At 65.9% G+C, this 24290-nt stretch carries 19 protein-coding genes and 1 riboswitch; of the genes, 8 read left to right on the top strand and 11 right to left on the bottom strand.

Annotated elements, in window-relative coordinates:
• Positions 1-2: 2 nt before the first annotated feature.
• A complete protein-coding gene (locus CPBF1521_RS11980) occupies positions 3-2135 on the bottom strand; it encodes a sensor histidine kinase (RefSeq protein WP_164739794.1) in 2133 nt (710 codons plus the stop codon).
• A 120-nt stretch (positions 2136-2255) separates the two neighbouring features.
• Here CPBF1521_RS11980 and CPBF1521_RS11975 point away from each other — a divergent pair, with 120 nt between their 5' ends.
• On the top strand, positions 2256-5042 hold the full coding sequence (locus tag CPBF1521_RS11975; RefSeq protein ID WP_181901215.1) for a bifunctional diguanylate cyclase/phosphodiesterase: 2787 nt from the start codon (positions 2256-2258) through the stop codon (positions 5040-5042).
• A 1070-nt stretch (positions 5043-6112) separates the two neighbouring features.
• On the opposite strand, the gene CPBF1521_RS11965 is transcribed toward CPBF1521_RS11975, so the two are convergent.
• The 6 genes from CPBF1521_RS11965 to CPBF1521_RS21505 form a co-directional block, all read right to left on the bottom strand.
• The gene (locus CPBF1521_RS11965) at positions 6113-6397 is read right to left on the bottom strand and encodes a hypothetical protein (protein ID WP_104582668.1); all 285 of its coding nucleotides are present in this window, start codon (positions 6395-6397) and stop codon (positions 6113-6115) included.
• Positions 6398-6480: 83 nt separating this feature from the next.
• Complete coding sequence (locus tag CPBF1521_RS11960; RefSeq protein WP_180496970.1) at positions 6481-7758, bottom strand: methyl-accepting chemotaxis protein; 1278 nt, start codon at positions 7756-7758, stop codon at positions 6481-6483.
• A gap of 59 nt (positions 7759-7817) precedes the next feature.
• Positions 7818-8432 (bottom strand): high frequency lysogenization protein HflD, encoded by a 615-nt coding sequence (gene hflD / locus CPBF1521_RS11955; RefSeq protein ID WP_115677158.1) that lies wholly within the window; start codon positions 8430-8432, stop codon positions 7818-7820.
• Positions 8432-9568 carry a tRNA 2-thiouridine(34) synthase MnmA gene (gene mnmA / locus CPBF1521_RS11950; protein WP_115677157.1) on the bottom strand — a complete coding sequence of 379 codons (1137 nt, stop codon included), beginning with the start codon at positions 9566-9568 and terminating at the stop codon, positions 8432-8434. Before mnmA ends, hflD begins: the two co-directional genes overlap by 1 nt.
• The gene (locus CPBF1521_RS11945) at positions 9565-10023 is read right to left on the bottom strand and encodes an NUDIX hydrolase (RefSeq protein WP_104582665.1); all 459 of its coding nucleotides are present in this window, start codon (positions 10021-10023) and stop codon (positions 9565-9567) included. The genes mnmA and CPBF1521_RS11945 overlap by 4 nt, the downstream gene beginning before the upstream one ends.
• The gene (locus CPBF1521_RS21505) at positions 10020-10184 is read right to left on the bottom strand and encodes a hypothetical protein (protein ID WP_181901214.1); all 165 of its coding nucleotides are present in this window, start codon (positions 10182-10184) and stop codon (positions 10020-10022) included. The genes CPBF1521_RS11945 and CPBF1521_RS21505 overlap by 4 nt, the downstream gene beginning before the upstream one ends.
• An 89-nt stretch (positions 10185-10273) precedes the next feature.
• Between CPBF1521_RS21505 and clpS the strand changes: the two genes are divergently transcribed.
• Positions 10274-10594 carry an ATP-dependent Clp protease adapter ClpS gene (gene clpS / locus CPBF1521_RS11940; protein WP_104582664.1) on the top strand — a complete coding sequence of 107 codons (321 nt, stop codon included), beginning with the start codon at positions 10274-10276 and terminating at the stop codon, positions 10592-10594.
• A 142-nt stretch (positions 10595-10736) separates the two neighbouring features.
• On the top strand, positions 10737-13019 hold the full coding sequence (gene clpA, locus CPBF1521_RS11935) for an ATP-dependent Clp protease ATP-binding subunit ClpA (RefSeq protein ID WP_104582663.1): 2283 nt from the start codon (positions 10737-10739) through the stop codon (positions 13017-13019).
• A 294-nt stretch (positions 13020-13313) separates the two neighbouring features.
• Here clpA and infA read toward each other — a convergent pair whose 3' ends face one another.
• The 4 genes from infA to trxB all read right to left on the bottom strand — a co-directional run bounded on the left by infA (position 13314) and on the right by trxB (position 16738).
• Complete coding sequence (gene infA, locus CPBF1521_RS11930; protein ID WP_002813418.1) at positions 13314-13532, bottom strand: translation initiation factor IF-1; 219 nt, start codon at positions 13530-13532, stop codon at positions 13314-13316.
• Between the two features lie 80 nt (positions 13533-13612).
• Positions 13613-14362, bottom strand: coding sequence for a leucyl/phenylalanyl-tRNA--protein transferase (gene aat / locus CPBF1521_RS11925; protein WP_115677195.1), 750 nt, complete (start codon positions 14360-14362; stop codon positions 13613-13615).
• Positions 14363-14590: 228 nt separating this feature from the next.
• Positions 14591-15709, bottom strand: a complete 1119-nt coding sequence (locus CPBF1521_RS11920) for a GNAT family N-acetyltransferase (RefSeq protein WP_115677156.1) — start codon at positions 15707-15709, stop codon at positions 14591-14593.
• Between the two features lie 60 nt (positions 15710-15769).
• A complete protein-coding gene (trxB, locus tag CPBF1521_RS11915) occupies positions 15770-16738 on the bottom strand; it encodes a thioredoxin-disulfide reductase (RefSeq protein WP_104582661.1) in 969 nt (322 codons plus the stop codon).
• A gap of 283 nt (positions 16739-17021) precedes the next feature.
• On the opposite strand from trxB, the gene CPBF1521_RS11910 reads away from it, so the two are divergent.
• The 5 genes from CPBF1521_RS11910 (at position 17022) to crcB (ending at position 24267) form a co-directional block, all read left to right on the top strand.
• Entirely contained in the window at positions 17022-19379 is a 2358-nt protein-coding gene (locus CPBF1521_RS11910; RefSeq protein WP_115677155.1) for a DNA translocase FtsK, read from the top strand.
• Positions 19380-19563: 184 nt separating this feature from the next.
• Entirely contained in the window at positions 19564-21504 is a 1941-nt protein-coding gene (locus CPBF1521_RS11905; RefSeq protein ID WP_115677154.1) for a DUF3857 domain-containing transglutaminase family protein, read from the top strand.
• A 97-nt stretch (positions 21505-21601) separates the two neighbouring features.
• Entirely contained in the window at positions 21602-22231 is a 630-nt protein-coding gene (lolA, locus tag CPBF1521_RS11900) for an outer membrane lipoprotein periplasmic chaperone LolA (RefSeq protein WP_115048362.1), read from the top strand.
• Between the two features lie 159 nt (positions 22232-22390).
• Positions 22391-23680 carry a replication-associated recombination protein A gene (locus CPBF1521_RS11895; RefSeq protein ID WP_232087975.1) on the top strand — a complete coding sequence of 430 codons (1290 nt, stop codon included), beginning with the start codon at positions 22391-22393 and terminating at the stop codon, positions 23678-23680.
• Positions 23681-23682: 2 nt separating this feature from the next.
• A riboswitch (Fluoride riboswitch) is annotated at positions 23683-23751 on the top strand.
• Between the two features lie 114 nt (positions 23752-23865).
• Entirely contained in the window at positions 23866-24267 is a 402-nt protein-coding gene (gene crcB, locus CPBF1521_RS11890) for a fluoride efflux transporter CrcB (RefSeq protein WP_115677153.1), read from the top strand.
• Positions 24268-24290 lie beyond the last annotated feature (23 nt).

Raw genomic sequence — 24290 nt, 5'->3', positions numbered from 1 at the left:
ACTTAACGTCCACCATCGTCGTGGACGGACTCGCCGACCGGGTGATAGGGCAGGCGCAACGTCACGCGCGTGCCTGCTCCGGGGGCTGATTCTATCGCGAGCGCACCGCCGACGGTTTGCGCACGCTCACGCATCACGATCAGCCCGAGCCCGCGCGGGCCTTCCGGTTCGAAGCCATCGCCGTCATCGCTGACTTCCAGGCGAAAGCTCTCGCTGTCGATCGAGTGCAGGCGCATGCGCACTTCGCCCGCGCAGGCGTGCCGCAGCGCATTGGTCAGGCTTTCCTGCGCAATCCGGAAACACGCTTGCTCGATCTCGTTGCCCGGCCGCACGTCCAGTGCCTGGATGTCCAGCTCCAAGCGCACCGGCGATGCGCGAAACAACATCGAGGCCTGCCAGCGCAAAGCCGCTTCCAGACCTAGCGCATCCAGCTGCGGCGGACGCAACAGCATCGAAAGGTTGCGCAGCTTGGTCACGGTGCTGTCGGCCAGCGACACCACTTCCAGCAGGTCCTCGCGGCGCGCGTCCGGGTCCGGTTCGTCCAGTGCGGCATGAGCGGACAGCTTCATCGCGGTGATGGCTTGGCCGATGTCGTCATGCAGGTCGCGCGAGATCGCGCGGCGTTCGTCCTCCTGCAGCGAAAACAGGCGCTTGGCCATCGCCTGCAGCTCGGCATTGCTCTCGGCCAGCGCATCGCGCATGCGTTCGGGTTCGCTCAGGTCGCGCACCACCAGCAACTTGCAGCTGCGGCCGCCATAGCGGATGTCACCGGCCGAGAGGCCGGCATAGAAGGTGCTGCCATCGCGACGGCGCATCGCCCGTGCGCTGGACACCGGCTCGTTGCGATCGCTGCCCGCGCGCAGGTACTCGCGCACCACCGGCAGGTCGCTGTCGCTCACCAGGGTCTGCAGCGGTTCGCCCAGGATGGTTTCGCCCTGGAAACCGAACTGCACCGACCCGGCGGCATTGGCATACATCACGTGCTCGTCGGCCAGGATCAGCACGCCATCCGGCAGCACCCTGACCAGCTCGCGGAACTGCTCCTCGCGCTCGCGCAGCAACCGGCGCGATTGCTCGCGTTCGCTGACGTCCTGCAGCGTGCCATGGATATGCCGGGTGCCGTTCGGGCTGGCCACGCTTTCGGCGCGCAGATGGACGGTGCGCGGCTGCGAATCGCCGCCGGTCAGCGGTAGCAGCACATCGATCTGCACTTCGCCGCCGGTGCACATGTCCTCGATCATGCGTTCGATCCGCGTCTGGGTGGCGGTGTCCGAGGCGGTCAACAGTTCTTCCAGCCGGTGGTCGCGCCGATGCATCGGCACGCTGCGGCCGAGCAGGCGATACACCGCCGGCGAGTAGCGTCCCAACCCGGTCGCGCAATCCAGCTGCCACGAGCCCAGCCGCGCGATGCCTTGCGCTTCTTCCAACCGCTGCAGCGCCTCGTCGCGCAAATGCTGCGCCTGGCGTTCTTCGCTACGGTCCACGGTGACCACCAGGCGGGCGGGGCCGCTGGCCAGATGCAGCTGGTTGCTGCGGATCTCGACATGGCGCGAGCCGCTGCGGGTCAGCAGATCCTCGTGCAAGGTGCAGGTGGCGTCGCCCTTGGCGCGGATCTGGGTGATGATTTCCTCCAGGCGCGCGCCATCGGCGTTGGGCCAGATCGCCTGCAGCGTCTGCTGCAGAAATTCGTCGCGTTCCCAGCCGAAGAACTCCAGCGCCGCCGGGTTGGCATCCAGGATGCGCAGCGTGGCCAGGTCGTAGACCAGGGCCGGGCTGGGCAAGGCCAGGAACTTGGCCTGCAGCACTGCCTCCGACTGCGCCAGTTGTGCGTGCTCTTCCACGATCAGCGCCACGAAACGGCGCAGCACCAGATGGATCACCACGCTGGACAGCAGCAGAAAGCTCGCGTCCGACCAGCGCTCCGGCATGGCGGCGCCGGCCAGGTGCAGCAGCCGGTTGCCCAGCAGCAGCCAGATCACGCCGACCAGCAAATACAGCCCGGTCAAGGTCCACAGACCTTGCTGCAGACGCTCGGCGAGGCGAAGACGGGACACGGGAGCGGACGAAAACGCGGGCGCGGCGACAGGATGGGGCATGGGTCCGCGGACGACCTTTGGTGCTGGCGATGCAACCATCTTAGCCGCAACTCGGCCCGGTTCGGTCGCGCCCGAAACACGCGCCTCAACTAATCCAGGAAACGGCCGTTATCCATTGCGACTCCGAAGGCAGGGGTCGATTCTTCGGAGTGTTCCAGAGTGGACTCAGGCGTCATTGCAAGCATGCTGCAGCACCCGCTGACCTCGGCGGTGGTGTTGTTGGATGCGCATGGTCAGCCTCTGGCGGCCAACCGTGTTGCGCAATCGCTGGGATTGCCGGCCACCCTTGGCGCCTATGTGGAAGTCCTGGAAAGCAGTCGCGCCCAGGTGGCCAGCAGCGGCGGCATGACCGCCTGCGTGCTGCCGGGGGCCGGCGGCGGGCGCCTGGAAGGCTGGCTCCGCGCGGTCTGCGATGAGCATGGCCAGGTCATGGCCTTCACCCTGAGCATTCCCGAGCCGATGGGCGCCGACGGCACCAGCCGCTGGGAAATGGGCCTGGACAGCGCCGATCACGGATTGTGGGATTGGGATATTCCGGCCGATGTGGTCTACCGCTCCGAGCGCTGGACCCGCATGCTCGGTTACTCCGAGCAGCCGCTACCGAACAATCTCACCGCGCTGTCCGGGCTGATCCATCCGGACGACCACGCGCAGGTCAGTGCTGCCGTGCAGGCGCACCTGGACGGGCGCACCGATACCTATACGGCCGAATTCCGCCTGCGCCAGCACGACGGCCAATGGCGTTGGATCCTCGACCGCGGCCGCGTGGTTTCGCGGACTGCCGACGGCCGCCCGTTGCGCATGGTCGGCACGCATACCGACGTGCACCACCAGAAATTACTCGAGCAGCAGCTGCGCGAGCAGCAGGCCCAGCTCGAAGAGGCCCAGCGCATCGCCAGCATGGGCAGCTGGAGCTGGGACACGCTCAAGGACGCGCTGTGGGTATCGCCGGATTTCCTGCAGCAGCTCGGCATGACCGAGCTGCGCCTGCAGGGCATCCGCGACATCCTGCGTCTGCTGGGTCGGCCATCGGTTGCACATCTGCGCAGTGCCTGGCGCAAGATCAAGCACGAAGGCCTGCCGGTGCATTTCGAGCTGGAGATCAACGGGCCTGCCAGCATCAATCCGCATCACCTGCGGGTCTGGGCGCAGCCGGTGTTCGACGGCAATGGCGCCATGGTGCGCCTGCTGGGCCAGTTGCAGAACGTCACCGAGCAGCGCCAGACCGATGCATTGATCCGCTGGCGTACCGAGCTGCTCAACCGCGTGTCTGCGCTGGGCAAGATCGGCGGCTGCGAGATCGAGGTCGACACCCGGCGCATGCAATGGACCGAGGAGTGCTACCGCATCCACGGCCTGCGCAAGGAAAACATCACCCTGGAGCAGGCGCTGTCGCTGTACACGCAGGATTCGCGCGACGCCTTCGAGGCGGCGCTGCTGCGTATCTCCGACGGTGGCCTGCCCGAACAGCTGGAACTGTGTTTCTACCGCAATTCCGGCCAGCGGATCTGGGTACAGGTGCTGATCGAGCTGGACCGCCGCGAAGGCCTGCCGCCGCGTTTCGTCGCCTTGTTCCGTGACGTCACCCGCGAACGCGAGGCCAACGAGCGCATCGAGCTGCTGGCCCACTACGATCGCCTGACCGGTCTGCCCAACCGCTTCCTGCTGCGCGAGCAGGCGGAGAACGCGATTCGCGAGGCGCACGAGCGTGGCCAGGTACTGGCAATGCTGCTGATCGATCTGGATGGCTTCAAGAGCATCAACGATTCGTTCGGTCACGCCACCGGCGACAACCTGCTCAAGCTGGCCTCTGCACGCCTGCATCAGCATCTGCGCAACAGCGACCTGTTCGGTCGCTTCAGCGACGACGAATTCATCGTGCTGCTGCGCGATCTCTCCGAACCGGAAGACGCCGGCCACGTTGCGCGCAAGTTGATCAGCGCCCTTGGCGAGCCGCTGCGCAAGGACCACGTCACCCTCAAGCTCGGTGCCAGTATCGGCATCGCGCTGCAGGGCGAAGGCCTGTCGGATTTCGACAGCCTGTTGCGCGCCGCCGATGCGGCGATGTATGCAGCCAAGGAATCGGGCCGCAACACCTTCCATTACTACAGCCAGGACGTGCTGATGCGCGCGCAGCGCCGCCTGGAGTTGGAACACGCACTGCAAGGCGCGCTGGAGCGCGAAGAGTTCACCCTGGTCTACCAGCCGCTGGTCAATACGGTGGGCGAATCCTCGCCTGCGATCGAAGCGCTGATGCGCTGGAATCGCCCCGGCCATGGCCAGTGCAGCCCGGTCGAGTTCATTCCCATTGCCGAGGAGTGCGGCGAGATCGTGCGCCTGGGCGAATGGGTGATCGGCGAAGCCTGCCGCCAGGCCGTGGTCTGGGATCGCGCCGGGCTCAATTTCAGCCGCATCGCCGTCAATGTGTCCGCGGTGCAGCTGCGCGAGCGCGGCTTTGCCGAGCGCGTGCTGGAAATCTGCCGCGACAACGGCTGGTCGCCCTCGCGCCTGGAACTGGAATTGACCGAATCGGCATTGATCCGTGATTCGGATGCGCTGCGCCGCTGCTTCGAGCTGTTCGAACAGAATGGCGTGCTGTTGGCGGTGGACGACTTCGGTACCGGCTTCTCCAACCTGCATTACCTCAACCGCTTCCCGGTGCAGCGCCTGAAGATCGACCGCAGCTTCGTACAAGGGATGCTCGACGACGCCAACACCGCCGAAGTGACCCAGGCCATCGTGCATCTGGGCCATGCGCTCGGCATGCAGGTGGTGGCCGAAGGGGTGGAGACGGTGCAGGAAGATGCACTGCTGCGCCAGCAGGGCTGCGACGAAATCCAGGGCTACTTCTATTCACGGCCGCTGTCGCCGCGCGACATGGCGCAGTGGCTGCGCGAGGCCGAAGCCGGCATGCGCCTCGGTGCACGCCTGGTCATCGCCGGCTGACGCAACCTGTCGCAGCGCCTGGCGTCGTCCGGCTGTTCAATCGTCTGACTGTCCGCATACGCAAGTCAAAAGCTCGATGAGTCGAGGGCGCGATGCCTTCGTCACTTGCGGGACACGCCGTGAATCCGTCCGCGGAGGCTCCTTGGCGGCATCCATGCCGCCAAGGGTCCGTCAACCGGCGGGACGCCGCACCAAGAGTTGGTCGGTTACTTTAAAAGCCTGCCCGCTGCTCGGCTTTCGTTGGGCAGATGCCCTAACTCCCGGCTATCCGGAGAGCGGACGTCATGCACCGCTTGCAGCCATGCACACCGACCATCCCGACTGGTCCTTGTCCGCCTGCCGTCGCGGGACCTTGAGCGGCATGGCTGCCGCGCCAGAGCCTCCATGGACGGATTTACGGCGTGTCCCGCGATGGCAGGCGGGCAAGGACCCTGCAGCCAAGCTGCAAAGCTAGGCGCTCTAAACCTCACCTATCGGACTTCCGGAAAGGCACACGCTGCAATTCAGAGCAGGAGCTGCGTCGTGCCGGTGCAGCTTGCTCACCACCGCGGGGGACCTTGTGCGGCATGGATGTCGCTTAAGCGACTTCAGGAACGGAGTCATGGCGTGTCCCGCAATGGTGGGCAGACAAGGGCCCTGCAGCCAAGCCACAGCGCCAGGCGCTCTACACCTGAGCTATCACACGCCAAACTACCGAAGGCACATGCGGCAGCTTCGAGCAGCAGGGCCGTCTCGGTGCAGCCCGCTCACTACCTCGAAACCTGCGGCACGGATACCGCATAAGAGCCTCGAGCGATGGATTCGCGGCGTGTCTCGCGACGGGGGCGGGGGGAAGAGTCCTGCAGCCAGGCCGTAGATCAGCCGAGCGAAGCGGGACATTGTTTCGTGGGATTCTTAGAGGTCGTCGAGCAGACGGGCAGGGGAGAGGTCACCCGGGTGCTGCAATCGAATGGTCGCCCATGCTCGGGCCCACGCCTGGTGGCACGGCCTGGCGTACCAGCGCCACAGGTCGGGCAGTGGAAACAACCGGCGGGGCGCCTGCCGAGGCACGCCCCGCCGTTGCACAGATGTCAGGCTCCAGACACGCCGACAGCGGCGCCATCCAGACCCAGATCCCAGGCCACGGTCGCAAACAGCAGGTCTTCTTCGCTGCAGCTGCGGCGGGGGTTCTGCATTGCCTGCACTTCCGCACGGGCGGCATGCTCCAGCCGTTCCAGCGCGGCCGGCATGCGCACGCTGCGCAGCGCAGGCCGGGCAGCGTCGCTTTGTGCAATGCGCTGGGCATGTGCAGCCGCCAGCGCGGCTGATTCGAGCACGGCGGTGGATGCATCGGTGGGCGGGGCAAGTAGCGTCATGAGCGGAATACCAGGTTGTTGCGGAACGACAAATCCCCGGAAGGCCGGGGAATGTCGGAATCAGGCAGTGCGTGGCAGCGGTCTTAGAACAGTTCGACCGTACCGGCACCCATGCCTTGCTGCGCCACCGGCTTGTGCGGCGGGCGCTCCCACTCCACACGCATGTCGCGCAGGCGGGTGGACACCTTCTGCAGCGCGGCGACCAGATCGCTGTCGTACACGCCGCCGTTGCGATGCAGCAGTTCCTGCAGCGCCACCGCTTCACGGTTGATCGCGGTGAGACGATCCAGGTGGGTATGGATACCGCTCAGCGTCTGCGTGGCGATGTCCTCGAACTGCAGGGCACGCACCGCTTCGGCCACGCTACCGTCGATGGAACGCGCGCATTCGGAGATTTCGCGCATGCCGTCGCCCAACGAGGCGTTGATCTGCGCGACATTCTCCAGCATCGCCGCCGATTCATGGCGGGCTTCGCGGGAGCGATCCATGTGACGCGAGGCCAGCTGCGAGACCGTTTCACGGACCTTGGCGATCGATTCCTTGGAGCTGTGCGCCAGCTTGCGGATCTGTTCGTTGAAGGTGGTGGAACGCTCGGACAGATTGCGCACCTCGTCGGCGACCACCGCGAAGCCGCGACCGGCTTCACCGGCACGGGCTGCTTCGATGGCGGCGTTCAGGGCCAGCAGGTTGGTCTGGTCGGCGATCGACTTGACGTCTTCCAGCAGCGCGAAGATGCCATCCAGGTGCTGGGCCATCTCATCGATGTGGTGCACCGTGTTGGTACTTTGGCCGCTCACCTGTTCCAGCGCTTCCACCAGCTGCTCCATCCGGGAGCTGGCGTGCTGGGCAAAGCGGGCGACGTCGACACCGGCGCTGCCGTCGTCACCGGCACGGTCGACGATGCGGGCCAATGCCTGGCTTTGCTGGCGCGACTTGCGATTCATCGCTTCGAAGCTGCCACCAAGACCGGACACGGCCTGGCGGATCAGTTCGCGGGCACGCTCGACTTCCGAGCGCGAACCGTCGACTTCGTTGCTGACGAACGTACGCAGTTCGTTGAGCAGCTGGTCCTGCTCGCGCAGGATGCGGGTCTGGTCCGGATTACGCCGGAACTGGGAGTAGGTCACCCAGGCAGCGAAACCGAGCCAGCTGAGCGTCATGGTCGCCAGGATCGCCCAGCGCACCGAAGCGGGCCAGTCGAATCCGACAGCGAAGGGAAACAGCAAGGTCAGGGCCAAAGGGGCGGCCAGACGGATAAGTGGACGTGAATACATGGGCGTTCTCGGCAGAGTCACGGTTGCTGTATCGGCCGTCCCCCCTGTGTCTTTAGCGACGATCGCCACATCGTCTCGCCCGTTCAACCGATGTTGACACGCGCCAGCGACCGCTGGCGCATGTGGCAACCCGAATTGTCAGGTGATTAGCGCAGCGCGCGGTCCACCGCCTCGATCATTGCGCGCTTGGCGAACAGGAAATCCCACAGGCTGCCACCCATCTGCCGCCACAACACCGCCGAGCGGACAGCGGCCAGCAGCAACGCGCGGATTTCCGCGACCACGCCGGCCTGGCCCAGGTAATGCGGATTGCCCTGCACCATGACCTTAGGGCGCAGGTGGCTGATGGTCTGCGCATACAGCCCGCCGAGCGAATTCAATACGTCCGGATGGCCGCTGTCGCCCAGGCTCTGTGCCTGACGCGCGGCCGCCTCGATGCCCTTGGAGACCGTGGCGACGGTGGTGGTGTCGCGCACGAAGCGGCGCTCCAGCTGCAGCACCGCCAACGCCAGCCGCGGCAGGAACTCGTCCTGGCCCTGATTGTGGAAATAGTTATGCAGCAGCCGCAGGCCCGGTGCCAGGTCCGCTGGCGAGCCGTACACGGCCTCCGGCGAGGCCGCATCCACCCGGAACACGCTGTCCATGGCGGTACGCACCGTCGCAGCCTCCGAATGCCCGGTTTCGGCGATCCGCCGCACCTGTTGCAAGGCCTGGGCGACACCGGCAAGCGCCAGCACGCGGTGATCCATGGAAGAACTCATCAAGCCACTACCTCAGGTGAAAAAGAAGATCCCGCCAATTGGCGTTCCAGCGGCGCATCGGTGGCGGCAATGACCGCGCCGCCCAGGCATTCCTCGCCGTCGTACAACACCAGCGACTGCCCGGGCGTTACCGCCCGCTGCGGCCGCTCGAAACGCACCTGCACGCTGCCATCGTCCTGCACCTGCACCGTGCACGGCTCGTCGGGCTGCCGGTAACGGGTCTGTGCGGTGCAAGCGAAGCTGCGCGCCGGCGGCGCGCCGGTGACCCAATGGGCCTGCTCGGACTGCAGCCAGCGTGATTGCAGCAGCGGGCTGTCACGGTCCTGGTCCACATACAGCACATTGCTCGCCACATCCTTGCCGACCACGTACCACGGCGCGGCGGCGCGTCCACGCACGCCGCCGATGTTCAGGCCTTCGCGCTGCCCCAGGGTGAAATAGAACACTCCCGGATGCTCGGCGATGCGTTGCCCCTGCGGGTCGCGGATCTCGCCGGTGCGCGCGGGCAGGTAACGGCCCAGGAACTCGCGGAAATCGCGCTCGCCGATGAAGCAGATGCCGGTGGAATCCTTCTTGGCATGCGTCGGCAGGCCGGCATCCTGGGCGATCCGGCGCAGCGTGCTCTTTTCCAGGTCGCCGATCGGAAACAGCGTCGCGGCCAGCTGGGCCTGTCCCAGCTGATGCAGGAAATAACTCTGGTCCTTGCCGCGGTCGGCGCCGCGCAGCAGGCGCCAGCGCCCGCCGCTGTGCGCCACCCGGGCGTAGTGGCCGGTGGCGATGCGCTCGGCGCCCAGCGCCTGGGCCGCATCCAGGAAATGCTTGAACTTGACCTCGCGATTGCACAGCACATCGGGGTTGGGCGTGCGCCCGGCCGCGTATTCGGCCAGGAAGTGCTCGAACACGCCGCTCCAGTATTCGCCGGAAAAATCGCGGAAATGGAACGCAATGCCCAGCACCCCGCACACCGCCACCGCATCGCGGCGGTCGTCCTCGGCGCGGCAATCGCCGCTGCCATCGTCGGCCCAGTTCTGCATGAACAGTCCGGCGAGCGACTCGCCTTGCTGGGCCAGCCGCCAGGCCGCCACCGACGAATCCACGCCGCCGGAGACCCCGACCACGATGCGCGGCGTACTCATGCGACGTGCCGCACCAATGCCAACGGATGGCGCTGGCCGGCCAGGTAATCAGCCACCACCTCCCACACCAACGGGCTGCGCATCCGCTCGGTGGCGCTGCGCAATTCTTCCGGCGTCATCCACAAGGCGCGCACCACGCCGGTGTCCAGGCTGCGCTCGGGATGGTGGGTCAGGGCCTCGGCGACAAACGCAAACCGCAGGAAGCACTGGCCGCTCGGGGCGACCCACTGGTAGGTGCCGATGAAGTGGGTCGGGCGCACATCCCAGCCGGTCTCTTCCAGGGTCTCGCGCACCGCCGCGTCGAGCAGGCTTTCGTCCGGTTCCAGGTGTCCGGCAGGCTGGTTCAACAGCAGCCGGTCACCGATGTGCTCTTCGACCTGCAAAAAGCGCCCGTCGCGTACCACCACGGTGGCCACGGTGACATCCGGATGCCAGCGTTGTCCGGAGGCGCTCATCGCTGCTGGTCCTGCTCGATCGAAGGGTTGCTCGCCTTGCCGGCGAGGGGCAGCGCGTGACGCCGGCCCAGGCGGCCGTTGGACCCTGCTTCGCGCATGGAGCTGGACAAGTCGGTGGTGAACGACGGCGCCAGCAAGGGCGCGGTCAGGGAATCGGTCATCAAGGGCCAGCCATGGAATCGGAGACAAATTGTGCGGGGCGCGGCGTAAATCGTCCAATGCGTGCGGCGATGAACCGTATAATGCCCGGATGCCTCGTAAGACCTCACACGAACACGATCACGGCCTCACGGTCGAAGCCAGCAAGCCTGAAGTGGCGCCACCGCCGCGTTATCAGGTGCTTCTGCTGAACGACGACTACACCCCGATGGACTTCGTGGTGACGGTGCTGCAGCAGTTTTTCAACCTCGATCTGGAGCGGGCCACGCAGGTCATGCTGCATGTCCATACCCGCGGACGTGGCGTTTGCGGGGTCTACAGCCGCGAAGTCGCCGAGTCCAAGGTCGCCCAGGTCAACGAATTCTCGCGCATGAACCAGCATCCGCTGCTGTGCACGATGGAACAGGCCTGACCGGTCGTTCGGATCATTCCAGCAGCGCAACACTGTGGCTGCAATCACATGCTAACGCCGTCTGAACATGCCTATCCGATAGGGTTGTGGTAAATCCCAACAAAAGCCGCATATTGTTGGCAACAGCCGTTCGGAGTTACCAATGTTCAGCAAAGACCTAGAGCAAACCATCGGCCAGTGCTACAAGCGAGCACGCGAGGCGCGTCACGAGTTCATGACCGTCGAGCACCTGCTGCTCTCGCTGCTGGACAACCCGTCCGCCCAGGCCGTCCTCAAGGCCTGCGGCGCTGACCAGGTGCGTCTGCACAATGATCTGGAGCAGGCGATCGAGGCCTCGGTCTCGCGCCTGGCCGAAGACGATGGCCGCGACACCCAGCCAACGCTGGGCTTCCAGCGCGTGCTGCAGCGTGCGGTCTATCACGTGCAATCCTCGGGCAAGAAGGAAGTCACCGGCGCCAATGTGCTGGTGGCGATCTTCGGCGAGAAGGATTCGCACGCGGTGTATTTCCTGAATCAGCAGGACATCACGCGTCTGGATATCGTCAACTACCTCTCGCATGGCATCGCCAAGCTGGGCGAGGACGGCGAGCAGCCGTCCACCTCCGATGGCGAGCCCAAGAGCGAGGGCGGGGAGGGCGAGGCCAAGGGCGATGCGCTGGCCGAGTTCGCCACCAATCTCAACGAGCAGGCCCGCAACGGCAAGATCGACCCGCTGGTCGGCCGTGGCGACGAAATCGAGCGCACCATCCAGGTGCTGTGCCGCCGCCGCAAGAACAACCCGCTGTACGTGGGCGAGGCCGGTGTCGGCAAGACCGCGATCGCCGAAGGGCTGGCCAAGCGCATCGTCGACAACGACGTGCCGGAAGTGCTGGCCGACGCAGTGATCTTCTCGCTGGACCTGGGCGCGCTGGTGGCTGGCACCAAGTACCGCGGCGACTTCGAGAAGCGCCTCAAGGGCGTGCTGGCGGCGCTGAAGAAGGTGCCCAATGCGGTGCTGTTCATCGACGAGATCCACACCATCATCGGTGCCGGTTCGGCGTCGGGCGGCACGATGGATGCCTCCAATCTAATCAAGCCTGCGCTGTCGTCGGGCGAGCTGCGCTGCATCGGTTCGACCACGTTCCAGGAATACCGCGGCATCTTCGAAAAGGACCGTGCGCTGGCGCGTCGCTTCCAGAAGATCGACATCGTCGAGCCGACCGTGGGCGAGACCTTCGAAATCCTGCAGGGCCTCAAGCCCAAGTACGAAGCGCACCACGGCGTGACCTATGCCGACGATGCGCTGCAGGCCGCCGTGGACCTGTCGGTCAAGCATATCGGCGACCGTCTGCTGCCGGACAAGGCGATCGATGTGATCGACGAAGCCGGTGCGCGTCAGCGCCTGCTGCCCGAGGGCAAGCGCAAGGAGCTGATCGATATCGAGGAGATCGAGACCATCGTCGCCAAGATGGCGCGGATTCCGGCCAAGCAGGTCAGCGCGACCGACAAGGACGTGCTGCAGCATCTGGAGCGCAATCTGAAGATGGTGATCTTCGGCCAGAACCCGGCGATCGAGACGCTGGCCGGCTCGATCAAGCTCGCGCGCTCGGGCCTGGCCAATCCGGAGAAGCCGATCGGCAACTTCCTGTTTGCCGGTCCCACCGGTGTCGGCAAGACCGAGGTCACCAAGCAGCTCGCGCTGCAATTGGGGATCGAGCTGGTGCGCTTCGACATGTCCGAATACATGGAAGCGCATTCGATCAGCCGCCTGATCGGCGCGCCTCCTGGCTATGTCGGTTTCGACCAAGGTGGCCTGCTGACCGAGAAGATCGTCAAGACGCCGCACTGCGTGCTGCTGCTGGACGAGGTGGAGAAGGCGCATCCGGACATCTTCAACATCCTGTTGCAGGTCATGGATCGCGGCATCCTCACCGACACCAATGGTCGCGAGGCGAACTTCAAGAACGTGATCCTGGTGATGACGACCAATGCCGGCGCCACCCAGGCCTCGCGGCGGTCGATCGGCTTCACCAAGCAGGATCACTCCACCGATGCGATGGAATCGATCCGTCGCGGGTTCACGCCCGAGTTCCGCAACCGCCTGGATGCGATCGTGCAGTTCCAGCCGCTGGGCTTTGACCACATCCTGCGCGTGGTGGACAAGTTCATCATCGAGCTGGAAATGTTGCTGCAGGAAAAGCACGTGTCGTTGTCGGCCACGCCGACTGCGCGCGACTGGCTGGCCCAGCACGGCTTCGATCCGCTGATGGGTGCGCGCCCGATGTCGCGGGTGATCCAGGAGAAGATCAAGCGCCCGCTGGCCGACGAGCTGTTGTTCGGCAAGCTGGTGGAAGGCGGTCGGGTCAATATCGACGTCAAGGATGGCGAGCTGGTGGTGGAGGCGCATCCGGAACCGGAGCGTCTGCTGCCGGCGACCGTCGACTGATCGCCCTGCAGTCCTGAAGTGAAAAAACCGCTCGAAGGAGCGGTTTTTTTATGTCCCTGGAGACGCACAGCGGGAGGGACGCACAGCCGCAGCGATCGCGGAGGAGCGGCAAACCACCAGCGACAACCGCACGCCTCGGAACCGAGGCAATGGATCGGCTGGGCACAAACGCCAATGACACCAGCGAATGCAGGGCAAGCCGACGACATCGGCCAGCCATGCCTGCCAAATACACAGATCCCGGCCACGACAAAAAGCGGCCATTGGCCGCCTCGCGTCTCACACCAGAACCGCTTACTTCATGCGGTAGGTAATACGACCCTTGGTCAGGTCGTACGGAGTCATCTCAACTTTGACCCGGTCGCCGGTCAGGATGCGGATGTAGTTCTTGCGCATGCGGCCGGAGATGTGGGCGATGATTTCATGCCCGTTTTCCAGCTTGACCCGGAACGTGGTGTTGGGGAGCGTCTCGCTGACGCTGCCTTCGAATTCAATGGAGTCGTCTTTCGACATGTAATCCTGTGCAATCACGGCTGGCCCGGGAGGGCCGTAAGGGACAGCATTTTACGCTCCATCTCCCCGCGGTGCAAATTTTATGTTAAGCGGACTTCAGCAAGCGCGCTGGCAGGCCGCTCGCCGTAGCGTTCGGACCAGCTGCCCGGCAGCGCAGTCTGGCCGACCTGCAGCCGTACCTGCTGCAGGAAGTCTGCACGTGGCAGGCGCTGCGCGCCCAGGCGTATCAGGTGCGGATTTTCCACCTGCGCATCGAGCAATGGCCAACCGCAGGCGTGCAGGTGCGCGGCCAGCGCCGCCAGCGCCACCTTGGAGCCGCCGCTGACGGCACTGAACATGCTCTCGCCGAAGAACATCTGGCCGATCGCCACTCCGTAGATACCGCCGACCAGGCGTGGGCCATCGAACACTTCCAGCGAATGCGCATGGCCCAGCCGATGCAGTTCGAGGTAGGCCTGCTGCATCGTGGTGGTGATCCAGGTGCCGTCCTGGCCGGCGCGCGGAATCGACGCGCAGGCCGCGATTACTTGTGCGAAGGCGGTATCGGCGCGCAGCATCCAGCGGCTGCTGCGCAACTGGCGCCGGAAGCGCGAGGACAGGCGTACGCCATCGGTACGAAACACCATGCGCGGGTCCGGGCTCCACCACAGGATCGGCTGGCCGTCCGAGAACCAGGGGAACACGCCACCGGCATAGGCCTTGAGCAGGCGTTGCGGCGACAGATCGCCGCCGATGGCAAGCAGGCCGTCCGGCTCGCGCAGCGCCTGTTCGGCCGGCGGGAAGGGCGCGGCCGGGTCGGTCGCAAGCAGGTAGGGAAGGGTGCGGGACATGCGCGCAGTGTAGAGCCTGTCGTCCATGGCGCACCCGGGCACGCAGTCCCCGGCACGCTGCACTGCGTCCTCGATACGCGCCGCGGCATGCGTGCACGAGCACGCGCTGCCGGGCGTGCAGTTCTTACCGGGCTGACGACTGTCCTTGGACGGGGCGCGTCGCGTGTCGCCTGCAGGAGGCCTGCCTGCGATCAGGGCGGGTGCAGCCGGCCTGGCTGCCGCGCGGGTTCAATCGCGGAACGGGCTGTGCTCGGACAGCTCGCGTGCGTGCCGGGCGACCGCCTGGCGTTCGTCGGCGCACCAGTGCGCCAGCGGCTCGCGAAAGCCGGGGTCGGCAATCCAGTGACGGCTGCGGACCAGGGTGGGCAGAAAGCCGCGTGCGATCTTGTGCTCGCCCTGCGCGCCCGGCTCGAAGCGGGTCAGGCCTTCGCGCAGGCAGTAGTCGATGCCCTGGTAGTAGCAGGTTTCAAAATGCAACCCAGGCAGGGCTTCGCCGCCCCAGTAACGCCCGTACAGCGTGTCGCGCCCGCGCAGGCACAGCGCGCCGGCGATCGGGCGCCCGTCCAGCTCGGCCAGAAACATCACCAGCTGGCGCGGCAGGTGCCGGGCCAGATGACGCAGGAATTCCGGCGTCAGCGCAGGCGAGTTGCCGTATTCGTTGAAGGTCTTGAGATAGAAGCCATACATCGCTTCCAGGTCGGCGTCGCTGGCTTCATCGCCATGGACCACGCGCAGCTGCACACCGGCCCGCTGCACCTTGGCGCGCTCCTGGCGGATGTTCTTGCGCCGTTTGTGGTCCATCGCGGCCAGGAAGGTTTCGAAGTCGCTCCAGTCGCTGGCGTTATGCCAGTGGTACTGCAGGTCGTTGCGCTCCAGCCAGTCGCTATCGAAGGCCGCATCTTCGTCGGCCGGGTAGAAGTTCACATGCGCCGACGACAGCCCGCTGCGCTCCACCAGCTCGCGCATCGCCGCGAGCAACTGCGGGCGCCATCGCGGTGCCCCCAGCAGGCGCGGGCCGGTCACCGGCGAGTAGGGAACCCCGCACAGCCACTTGGGGAAGTACTCCTGGCCATAACGCGCATACGCATGCGCCCAGGCGTGGTCGAATACGAACTCGCCGTGCGAGTTGTTCTTCAGGTACCCCGGCGCCGCAGCGACCAGCGTGTCGCCGTCCCATAGCGTCAGGTGCAGCGGATTCCAGCCCCAGTCGGGGCGCAGGCAGCCCTCCCGTTCAAGGCCCTCCAGGAAGGCATAGGAAATGAACGGGTGCGCGCCGTCGTGCAGCGCGTCCCAGGCACCGGCCGGGAGCTCGTCCAGCCGGCGGCACCAGCGGGCGGTGACGCTCATGCGCCCGGCCCGCCGGCATCGGCGCTGCCCGCGCGGCGCGGCCGGCGGTCAGCGGCCACCTCAGGCGCTCTTGTCGAGATAGCGCTCGGCATCCAGTGCGGCCATGCAGCCGAAACCGGCCGAGGTGATCGCCTGGCGGTAGTGCTGGTCGGCAACGTCGCCGGCAGCGAACACGCCGGCCACCGAGGTCTCGGTCGCTGCCCCGTTGAGGCCGGAGCGGATCTCCAGGTAGCCGTTGTTCATCGCCAGCTGGCCGTCGAACAGCTGGGTATTGGGGTGATGGCCGATGGCGACGAAGAAGCCGTGTGCGACGATCTCGCGGGTGCTGCCGTCGAGGGTGGACTTGACCCGCACGCCGGTGACGCCGGCATCGTTGCCCAGCACTTCATCGATGGCGTGGTGCCAGACGGTCTCGATCTTGCCGGCGGCGACCTTGGCGAACAGCTTGTCCTGCATGATCTTTTCGGCGCGCAGGGTGTCGCGGCGGTGGACCAGGTAGACCTTGCGGGCGATGTTGGACAGGTACAGCGCTTCCTCGACTGCCGTGTTGCCGCCGCCGACCACTACCACGTCCTGGTCCTTGTAGAAGAACCCGTCGCAGGTGGCGCAGGCAGACACACCGCGGCCCTTGAAGGCTTCCTCGCTGGGGATGCCCAGGTACTTGGCGGTGGCGCCGGTGGAGATGATCAGTGCGTCGCAGGTGTACTCGGCACCGTCGCCGATCAGCCGGAATGGGCGCTGCGACAGGTCGGCGGTGTGGATGTGGTCGAAGATCACCTCGGTCTCGAAGCGCTCGGCATGGGCCTGCATGCGGCTCATCAGGTCCGGGCCCATCAGGCCGTGGGGGTCGCCCGGCCAATTGTCGACTTCGGTGGTGGTCATCAGCTGGCCGCCTTGCTGCAGGCCGGTGATCACCACCGGCTTGAGGTTGGCGCGGGCGGCGTAGACCGCGGCGGTCCAGCCGGCCGGGCCGGAGCCCAGGATCAGCAGGCGGGAATGCTTGGCGGGACTGGCAGAAGAGGCGCTCATGTATACTCGCGGTCTAGGAATTGGCAGGGCAGGCGACTGAATTCGCGCCCCTGTGGCGGCATAGAGTGGCGGTCCCCACCCGGTGAATCAAGGCGGCGCGATGGAACTGCTTGAACCGCAGATGGCATGGTCCACCCCGTACGCGTAATCGACGCCGCCTCGTGCGGCGTTTTTTGTTGACCGGCGCGTGCCCGGGCAGGCGACGCTCATACAACAGCTGAAACCGCGGGCTCGGTCGTTTATTATCAACCACTAACAGCATTTTTCTAAGGTCTGGCTACAGGTGGCAAAGCAGGTTCCCGAACGCAGCAAGCCCGCTGAGGGCAAGACGTCCTCGCGCAAGACAGCGGTGGCGGACAATCCGCGTCGGCAAAAGCTCTGGCGCGATCTGGCATTGATCGCGGTGGCGCCGCTGCTGCTGTATCTGCTGGCCAGCCTGTTCACCTATTCGAGCGCCGATCCCGGCTGGTCGCAGACCGGCAGCGTGGTCGCGCCGGTGCACAACATGGGCGGCCGCGTCGGCGCCTGGACGGCCGACGTACTGCTGCAGCTGTTCGGTTATGTGGCCTTCCTGCTGCCGGTGGTGCTGGGTGCGGTGGCCTGGATCGCCTTGTTCGGCATGGACAAGGAAGGGCAGGCCGAAGCCGATCTGGGGCCGGCATTGCGGCTGGTCGGCATGGTCGGGTTCTTGATCGCCTCGACCGGCTTCCTGCATCTGCGCCTGTTCAACGGCGATGTGGCCGGGGCCGGCGGGATCCTCGGGCGCTTGGTCAGCAATTCGCTGAGCGCCGGGTTCGGGGCGCTGGGTGCCAACCTGTTCGTGCTGGTGCTGCTGCTGGTGTCGATCACCCTGGCCACCGGCCTGTCGTGGTTTGCGGTGATGGAGCGCATCGGCACCTGGGTGCTGGCGCTGGGCCCGTTGATGCAGCGCAAGACCCACCAGGCCAGCGAGTGGCAGCAGACCCGTGTGATGCGCGAAGAGCGCGAGGAAGTGCGCAAGGTCGATGCGGTCAAGCAGGCCAAGCGCGAGCCGGTCAAGATCGAGCCGCCGCCGGCACCGGTGGTGGAAAAGAGCGAGCGCGCCAAGCGCGATACCCAGATCCCGATGTTCCAGGGCGTCAGCACCGACGGTTCCGACCTGCCGCCGCTCGCGCTGCTGGACGACCCCAAGCCGCAGGCCAAGGGCTATTCGGAAGAGACGCTGGAGACGTTGTCGCGGCAGATCGAGTTCAAGCTCAAGGACTTCCGCATCGAGGCGCAGGTGGTCGGGGCCTATCCGGGCCCGGTGATCACCCGTTTCGAGATCGAGCCGGCGCCGGGCATCAAGGTCAGCCAGATCAGCTCGCTGGACAAGGACATCGCGCGCGGGCTGTCGGTCAAGTCGGTGCGCGTGGTGGATGTGATCCCGGGCAAGTCGGTGATCGGCCTGGAGATCCCCAATGTCAGCCGCGAGATGATCTTCCTGTCCGAGTTGCTGCGCTCCAAGGAATACGACAAGTCGGCCAGCCCGCTGACGCTTGCCCTGGGCAAGGACATCGCCGGACGCCCGACCGTCGCCGACCTGGCGCGCATGCCGCATTTGCTGGTGGCCGGTACCACCGGCTCGGGCAAGTCGGTGGCGGTCAACGCGATGGTGCTGAGCCTGCTGTTCAAGGCTTCGCACAAGGAACTGCGGATGCTGATGATCGACCCGAAGATGCTGGAACTGAGCGTCTACCAGGGCATCCCGCATCTGCTGGCACCGGTGGTTACCGACATGAAGGAGGCCGCCAACGGCCTGCGCTGGTGCGTGGCCGAGATGGAGCGCCGCTACAAGCTGATGAGCGCGGTGGGCGTGCGCAACCTGGCCGGCTTCAACAAGAAGATCAAGGACGCCATCGACGCCGGTCAGCCGATGATGGACCCGCTGTTCAAGCCCAACCCCGAACTGGGCGAAGCGCCGCGGCCGTTGGAAACACTGCCGTTCATCGTGATCTTCATCGATGAATTCGCCGACATGATGATGATCGTCGGCAAGAAGGTCGAAGAGCTGATCGCGCGCCTGGCACAGAAGGCGCGTGCGGCCGGCATCCATCTGATCCTGGCCACGCAGCGGCCGTCGGTGGACGTGATCACCGGCCTGATCAAGGCCAATATCCCGACCCGCGTGGCGTTCCAGGTCAGCTCCAAGATCGACTCGCGCACCATCCTGGATCAGTCCGGCGCCGAAGCGCTGCTGGGCAACGGCGACATGCTGTACCTGCCGCCGGGCACGGCGCTGCCGGACCGCGTGCATGGCGCCTTCGTCAGCGACGAGGAAGTGCATCGGGTGGTCGAGCATCTCAAGGCCAGCGGGCCGGTGTCGTATGTCGACGGCGTGCTGGACGAAGTGCAGATCATGGGCGACGGCACCGTAGTCGGTGCGACCGGCTTGCCCGAGAGCAGCGGTGGTGGCGGCGACGAGTCCGACCCCTTGTACGACGAAGCCTTGCGTATCGTCACCGAAACCCGGCGTGCCTCGATCTCCGGCGTGCAGCGGCGCTTGAAGATCGGCTACAACCGCGCCGCACGCCTGATCGAAGCGATGGAAGCGGCCGGCGTGGTCAGCCAACCCGAGCACAATGGCGACCGCACCGTGCTGGCGCCGCCGCCGCCCAAGTAACCGGCGGCCGGCAACGCGGTGGAATCCGCCTGCCGGTGGCAGCGGATTGCGCGCTGATCCGGGCTGCCTGTGCATGCTCGCGCGCAGGGATGCGGTGATCTTGGAGACCGGTGCCTGACGCTGCGGCGTGCACCGGCTACCCTGTTGCACGAGGGCCGCTCCGGTCCGCCGCGATTCAAGGCCCATGCTGCGTCGTTCCGTGTTGCTGCTCCTGCTGCTGATCCCATTGCCGTTGCTGGCCCAGGCCCAGGCCCAGCAACAGCCTGCCCCTGCTGCCGCTGCGGCGCGCGCGCAGGCCGACACCAACTACAGCTTCGTGCGCTACCGCGCCGACTACGAAGTGCGTGCCGACGCCAGCAGCGTTGAAACCGACGAGTACGAGATCCTGCTGAAGACCAAATCGGCAGTGGAGCAGTTCAGCCAGGTGCGGCTGAGCTACAGCGAGAAGATGGAGACCCTGGAGGTGCTGCAGGCCTATACCGTCACCGCCGAAGGACTGCGCCAGGACGTGGCGCCCGACAAGATCTACACCCAGGAAAGCTATTCCAGTGCCGCGGCGGCGATGTATGCCGACCGCAAGGTCAAGGTGGTGGTGTTCCCGAATCTGGCGCCGGGTGCGCGCATCGTCTATCGCGTGCGGCGGGCGCAGAACACGCCGTACTTCCCCGGGTACTTCAGCCTGTGGGAAACCTTCAGCGTGTTCGCGCAATACGACGATGCAGTGGTCACCCTGGTGGCGCCGAAGGCATTGCCGATGCATTTGTCGGTGCGCGGGCTGCAGGGCGGGACCAGGCCGGTGGTGCGCGGCGACCAGGCGCGCTGGGAGTGGCGCTATCAGCGCACCACGCCGATGAAGAACCAGAACTGGAGTGCGGCGACCTGGGAATTCAGCCCCACCCTGATGGCCAGCACCTTCGACAGCTGGTCACAGATGGGCCTGGCCTATCACGTCAAGGGCGGCCGCGCCGCCGCGGTGACGCCGGCGATCCAGGCGCTGGCCGACGAAGTGACCCGCGGTATCGACGCGCCGCGCGCGCAGGCCGCCGCGTTGTACGCGTGGGTGGCGCGCAATATCCGCTACGTGGCGGTGTACCTGGGCAACGGCGGGCTGGAGCCCAATGGCGCCGACAGCATCCTGGCCAACCACTATGGCGACTGCAAGGACCACACCGTGATCCTGGAAGCCTTGCTGGCGGCCAAGGGCATCGCCAGCACGCCGGTGCTGATCGGTGCCGAAGGTGGGCCGACACTGCCGCCGATTCCGGTGCTTGGGCGCTTCAACCACGCCATCACCTACATCCCGGCGTTCGACCTGTATGTGGATTCGACCAATCCCTATGCGCGTTTCGGCCAGTTGCCGGCCGGCGATCTCGGCGCGCCGGTGGTGCATACGCTGGACGGCAAGGTCACGCATACCCCGCCCAACGACCGCAAGGTCAACCGCTACGTCGCGCGTACCGAGTACCGCTTTACCCCGCAGGGCGGGCTGCACGGCCTGACCACGCTCGACAGCGGGCAGACCGGCGAGGTGGGGCTGCGGGCGATGTTCGTGCAGCTCAATGCGCAGAACCGCAATCGCATCGAGGAGTCGATCATTGCGCAGTCCGGCTTCGATGGCACCGGCGATCTGCTGATCCAGGGCGACCCGCTGGACCTGGATGCGCCGTTCAACTATCGCTACGCGTTCCAGGCCGACGACGCAGTGGATTTTTCGGTGGTCGGCGGCATGACCTTGCCGGATATGCCCGGCGCCGAATCCACTCGTGGCATCTACACGACCACCTCGGCCGAAGACAACCTGACCCCGTTCTACTGCAACGACAGCGTGCGCGAAGAGACCTATGTGGTGAGCTTTCCGGCGACGGTGCCGATCATCGCGATCCCGCGCAGCAGCCGCTTTCGCAATGCCGCTGGCGAGTATGCCGTCGAGTGGACGCGCCAGGGCCAGACGGTGACGGCGGTGCACCGGTTGCAGCGCGCTGCAGTGCGTGGGCCGCAGGCGCTGTGTCAGCCGCAGGATTACCGCGCGTTTCGCGAGCTCTACCAGCAGGTACGGCGCGGTTTTCGCGGGCAGATCGTGTATGGCGATCTGTCCAGGGTGCAGACCGCACAGGGAATGGACTGACCGGCCGTCGCCGTGGTCTGAACGCATCACGCGATAGCGCTCGCCCATTCATCTACGAAGTATCAGAATTCCCGCATTCCCTTTTTTGGAAACTGCGATGCATCGCCAGCTCCGTTATGCCGTCCTCGCCACCGCTCTGTTCGCCGGCACCGCGTTCGCCGGCGCGCGCCAGGAGCTGGATACGTTCACGCGCGGCCTCAAAGGCCTGGACGGGCAGTTCAGCCAGCAGGTTTCCGATGCCAATGGTCGGGTCAAGGAGCGCGCGAGCGGGCGGGTGGCATTGTCGGCGCCGCGCCAGTTTCGTTGGGAGTACGCCAAGCCCTACCGGCAGTTGATCGTGGCCGACGGCAAGAAGGTCTGGGTGTTCGACCCGGATCTGGAGCAGGTGACCGTGCGCGCGCAGGGCAGCGAAGAACAGAACAGCCCCCTGGTCGCGTTGATCGACCCGGCGCGCCTGGACAAGCAGTACGACGTCAGCGAAGAGGCGGCGCCACGTGACGGACTGCAGTGGCTGTCGCTGACGCCCAAGGTCGACACCGAGGCCAGCTTCCAGATGGCCTCGCTGGGGTTCGGCAAGGATGGCCTGGCCAGGATGGAAGTGGTGGATGCGGTCGGCCAGCGCACTGCGATCAGCTTCAGCGGCTGGAAGCGCAATCCGGCATTCGCTGCCGACACCTTCCGCTACACGCCGGGCAAGGGCGTGGACGTGGTCGGCGACGCGCAGTAAGCCGTCGCCTGCAGCATCCACTCAGCCAATGGCGTTCTTCGCAGAAGGTCGCTGGCTGACGCGATACAATGCCGCGTGGCACGAACCAAGCTCCCCATCGCTCCCGAAGCCGATCTGCTCAGCGTAGACGGCGAGCATCTGCGCCCGCTGGCCGAGCGCATGCGTCCGCGCACCCTTGACGAGATGGTCGGGCAGAAGCGACTGCTCGCCCCCGACAGCGCATTGCGACGCGCGGTGGAATCCGGTCGCGTGCATTCGATGATCCTGTGGGGCCCGCCCGGCTGCGGCAAGACCACCCTGGCGCTGCTGCTGGCGCATTACGCCGATGCCGAATTCAAGGCGATCTCGGCGGTGTTGTCGGGTTTGCCGGAGGTGCGGCAGGTCCTGGCCGAGGCCGCGCAGCGTTTCGCCAGCGGCCGCCGCACGGTGTTGTTCGTCGATGAGGTGCACCGCTTCAACAAGGCGCAGCAGGATGCCTTCCTGCCGCATATCGAGCGCGGCACGATCCTGTTCGTGGGTGCGACGACCGAAAATCCCTCGTTCGAATTGAATTCGGCATTGTTGTCGCGCTGTCGCGTGCACGTGCTGGAGGGCGTTTCGCCGCAGGACATCGTCGAGGCCTTGCAACGTGCCCTGCATGATCCAGAGCGCGGGCTGGGGCAGGAAACGCTCCAGGTCAGCGATGCCTCGCTGCTGGAAATTGCCAGCGCCGCCGACGGCGACGTGCGCCGCGCGTTGACCCTGCTGGAGATTGCCGCGGAACTGGCAGGCGGCGAGGGTGGCCAGATCACCCCGCAGACGCTGCTGCAGGTGCTGGCCGACCGCACGCGTCGGTTCGACAAGAACGGCGAGCAGTTCTACGACCAGATCTCGGCGCTGCACAAATCGGTGCGCAGTTCCAATCCCGATGCCGCGCTGTACTGGCTCACGCGCATGCTCGACGGCGGCTGCGACCCGGCCTATCTGGCGCGGCGGCTGACCCGCATGGCGATCGAGGACATCGGCCTGGCCGATCCGCGCGCGCAGAGCATGGCGCTGGAAGCCTGGGACATCTACGAGCGTCTGGGCAGCCCCGAAGGCGAACTGGCGTTCGCGCAGCTGGTGCTGTATCTGGCCAGCACCGCCAAGTCCAATGCCGGCTATGCCGCCTTCAACCAGGCCAAGGCCGAGGTGCGCGCCACCGGCACGCAGGAGGTGCCGCTGCATCTGCGCAATGCGCCGACCAAGCTGATGAAGACGCTCGGCTACGGGCAGGACTATCAGTACGACCACGATGCCGAAGGCGGGATCGCGCTGGACCAGACCGGCTTTCCGGATGCGATGGGCGAGCGGGTCTACTACAACCCGGTGCCGCGCGGACTGGAGATCAAGCTCAAGGAAAAGCTCGACCGTCTGCGCGCCGCGCGCGAACAGGCGCGGGCTGACAAGGTCGGCAAGCCCACGGCATAATCGGCCGTGCAGGAGATGGCATTCCTCCTTGAACCGCACGCAGTCTGCGCGCTGATGATGCCTGCCCACCCCCGCCGGGGCGGCAGGTCTGTGCCCCGGCATCTTTTCTCGCTCAGGAACTGGATGCTGCTGACCATGCACGACACTTCGTTGAAAACCCCTTCGGCCGCCTGCCGAGTGCGCGCATGAACGCACCGGTGTGGTGGCAGCAATTGCTGTTGGCGATGACCGGCGGTGCGCTGGGTTCCGGCCTGCGCTTTGCCATTGGCGCGTCATTGCTGCAGCGCTTCGGCAACGGATTTCCGTGGGGCACGTTGACGGTGAATCTGCTCGGTTCGTTCGTCGCCGGCGTGCTGCTGGTCTGGCTGGATGCGCGCGGCCCGTCGAGCTGGCCGCTACGGGCCTTGCTGATCGTCGGCGTGATCGGCGGGCTGACCACGTTCTCGTCGCTGATGATGGAATGCCTGGTGTTTGCACGCACGGATCGGTCCGCGATGATCGGCGTGTATCTGGCCATCACGCTGGTGGCCGGACTGGCGCTGGTGTTTGCCGGTGCGCGTACCGGTCAGTGGCTGGTGGCGCGTTAGGCTTGGGTCTGCCGTGCGCTCGC

The organism is Xanthomonas euroxanthea (assembly GCF_900476395.1).
In the GTDB taxonomy this organism is placed as follows: Bacteria; Pseudomonadota; Gammaproteobacteria; order Xanthomonadales; family Xanthomonadaceae; genus Xanthomonas; species Xanthomonas euroxanthea.
The sequence above is the reverse complement of the archived record's forward strand: the minus strand, read 5'-3'. Positions and strand labels throughout refer to the sequence as shown.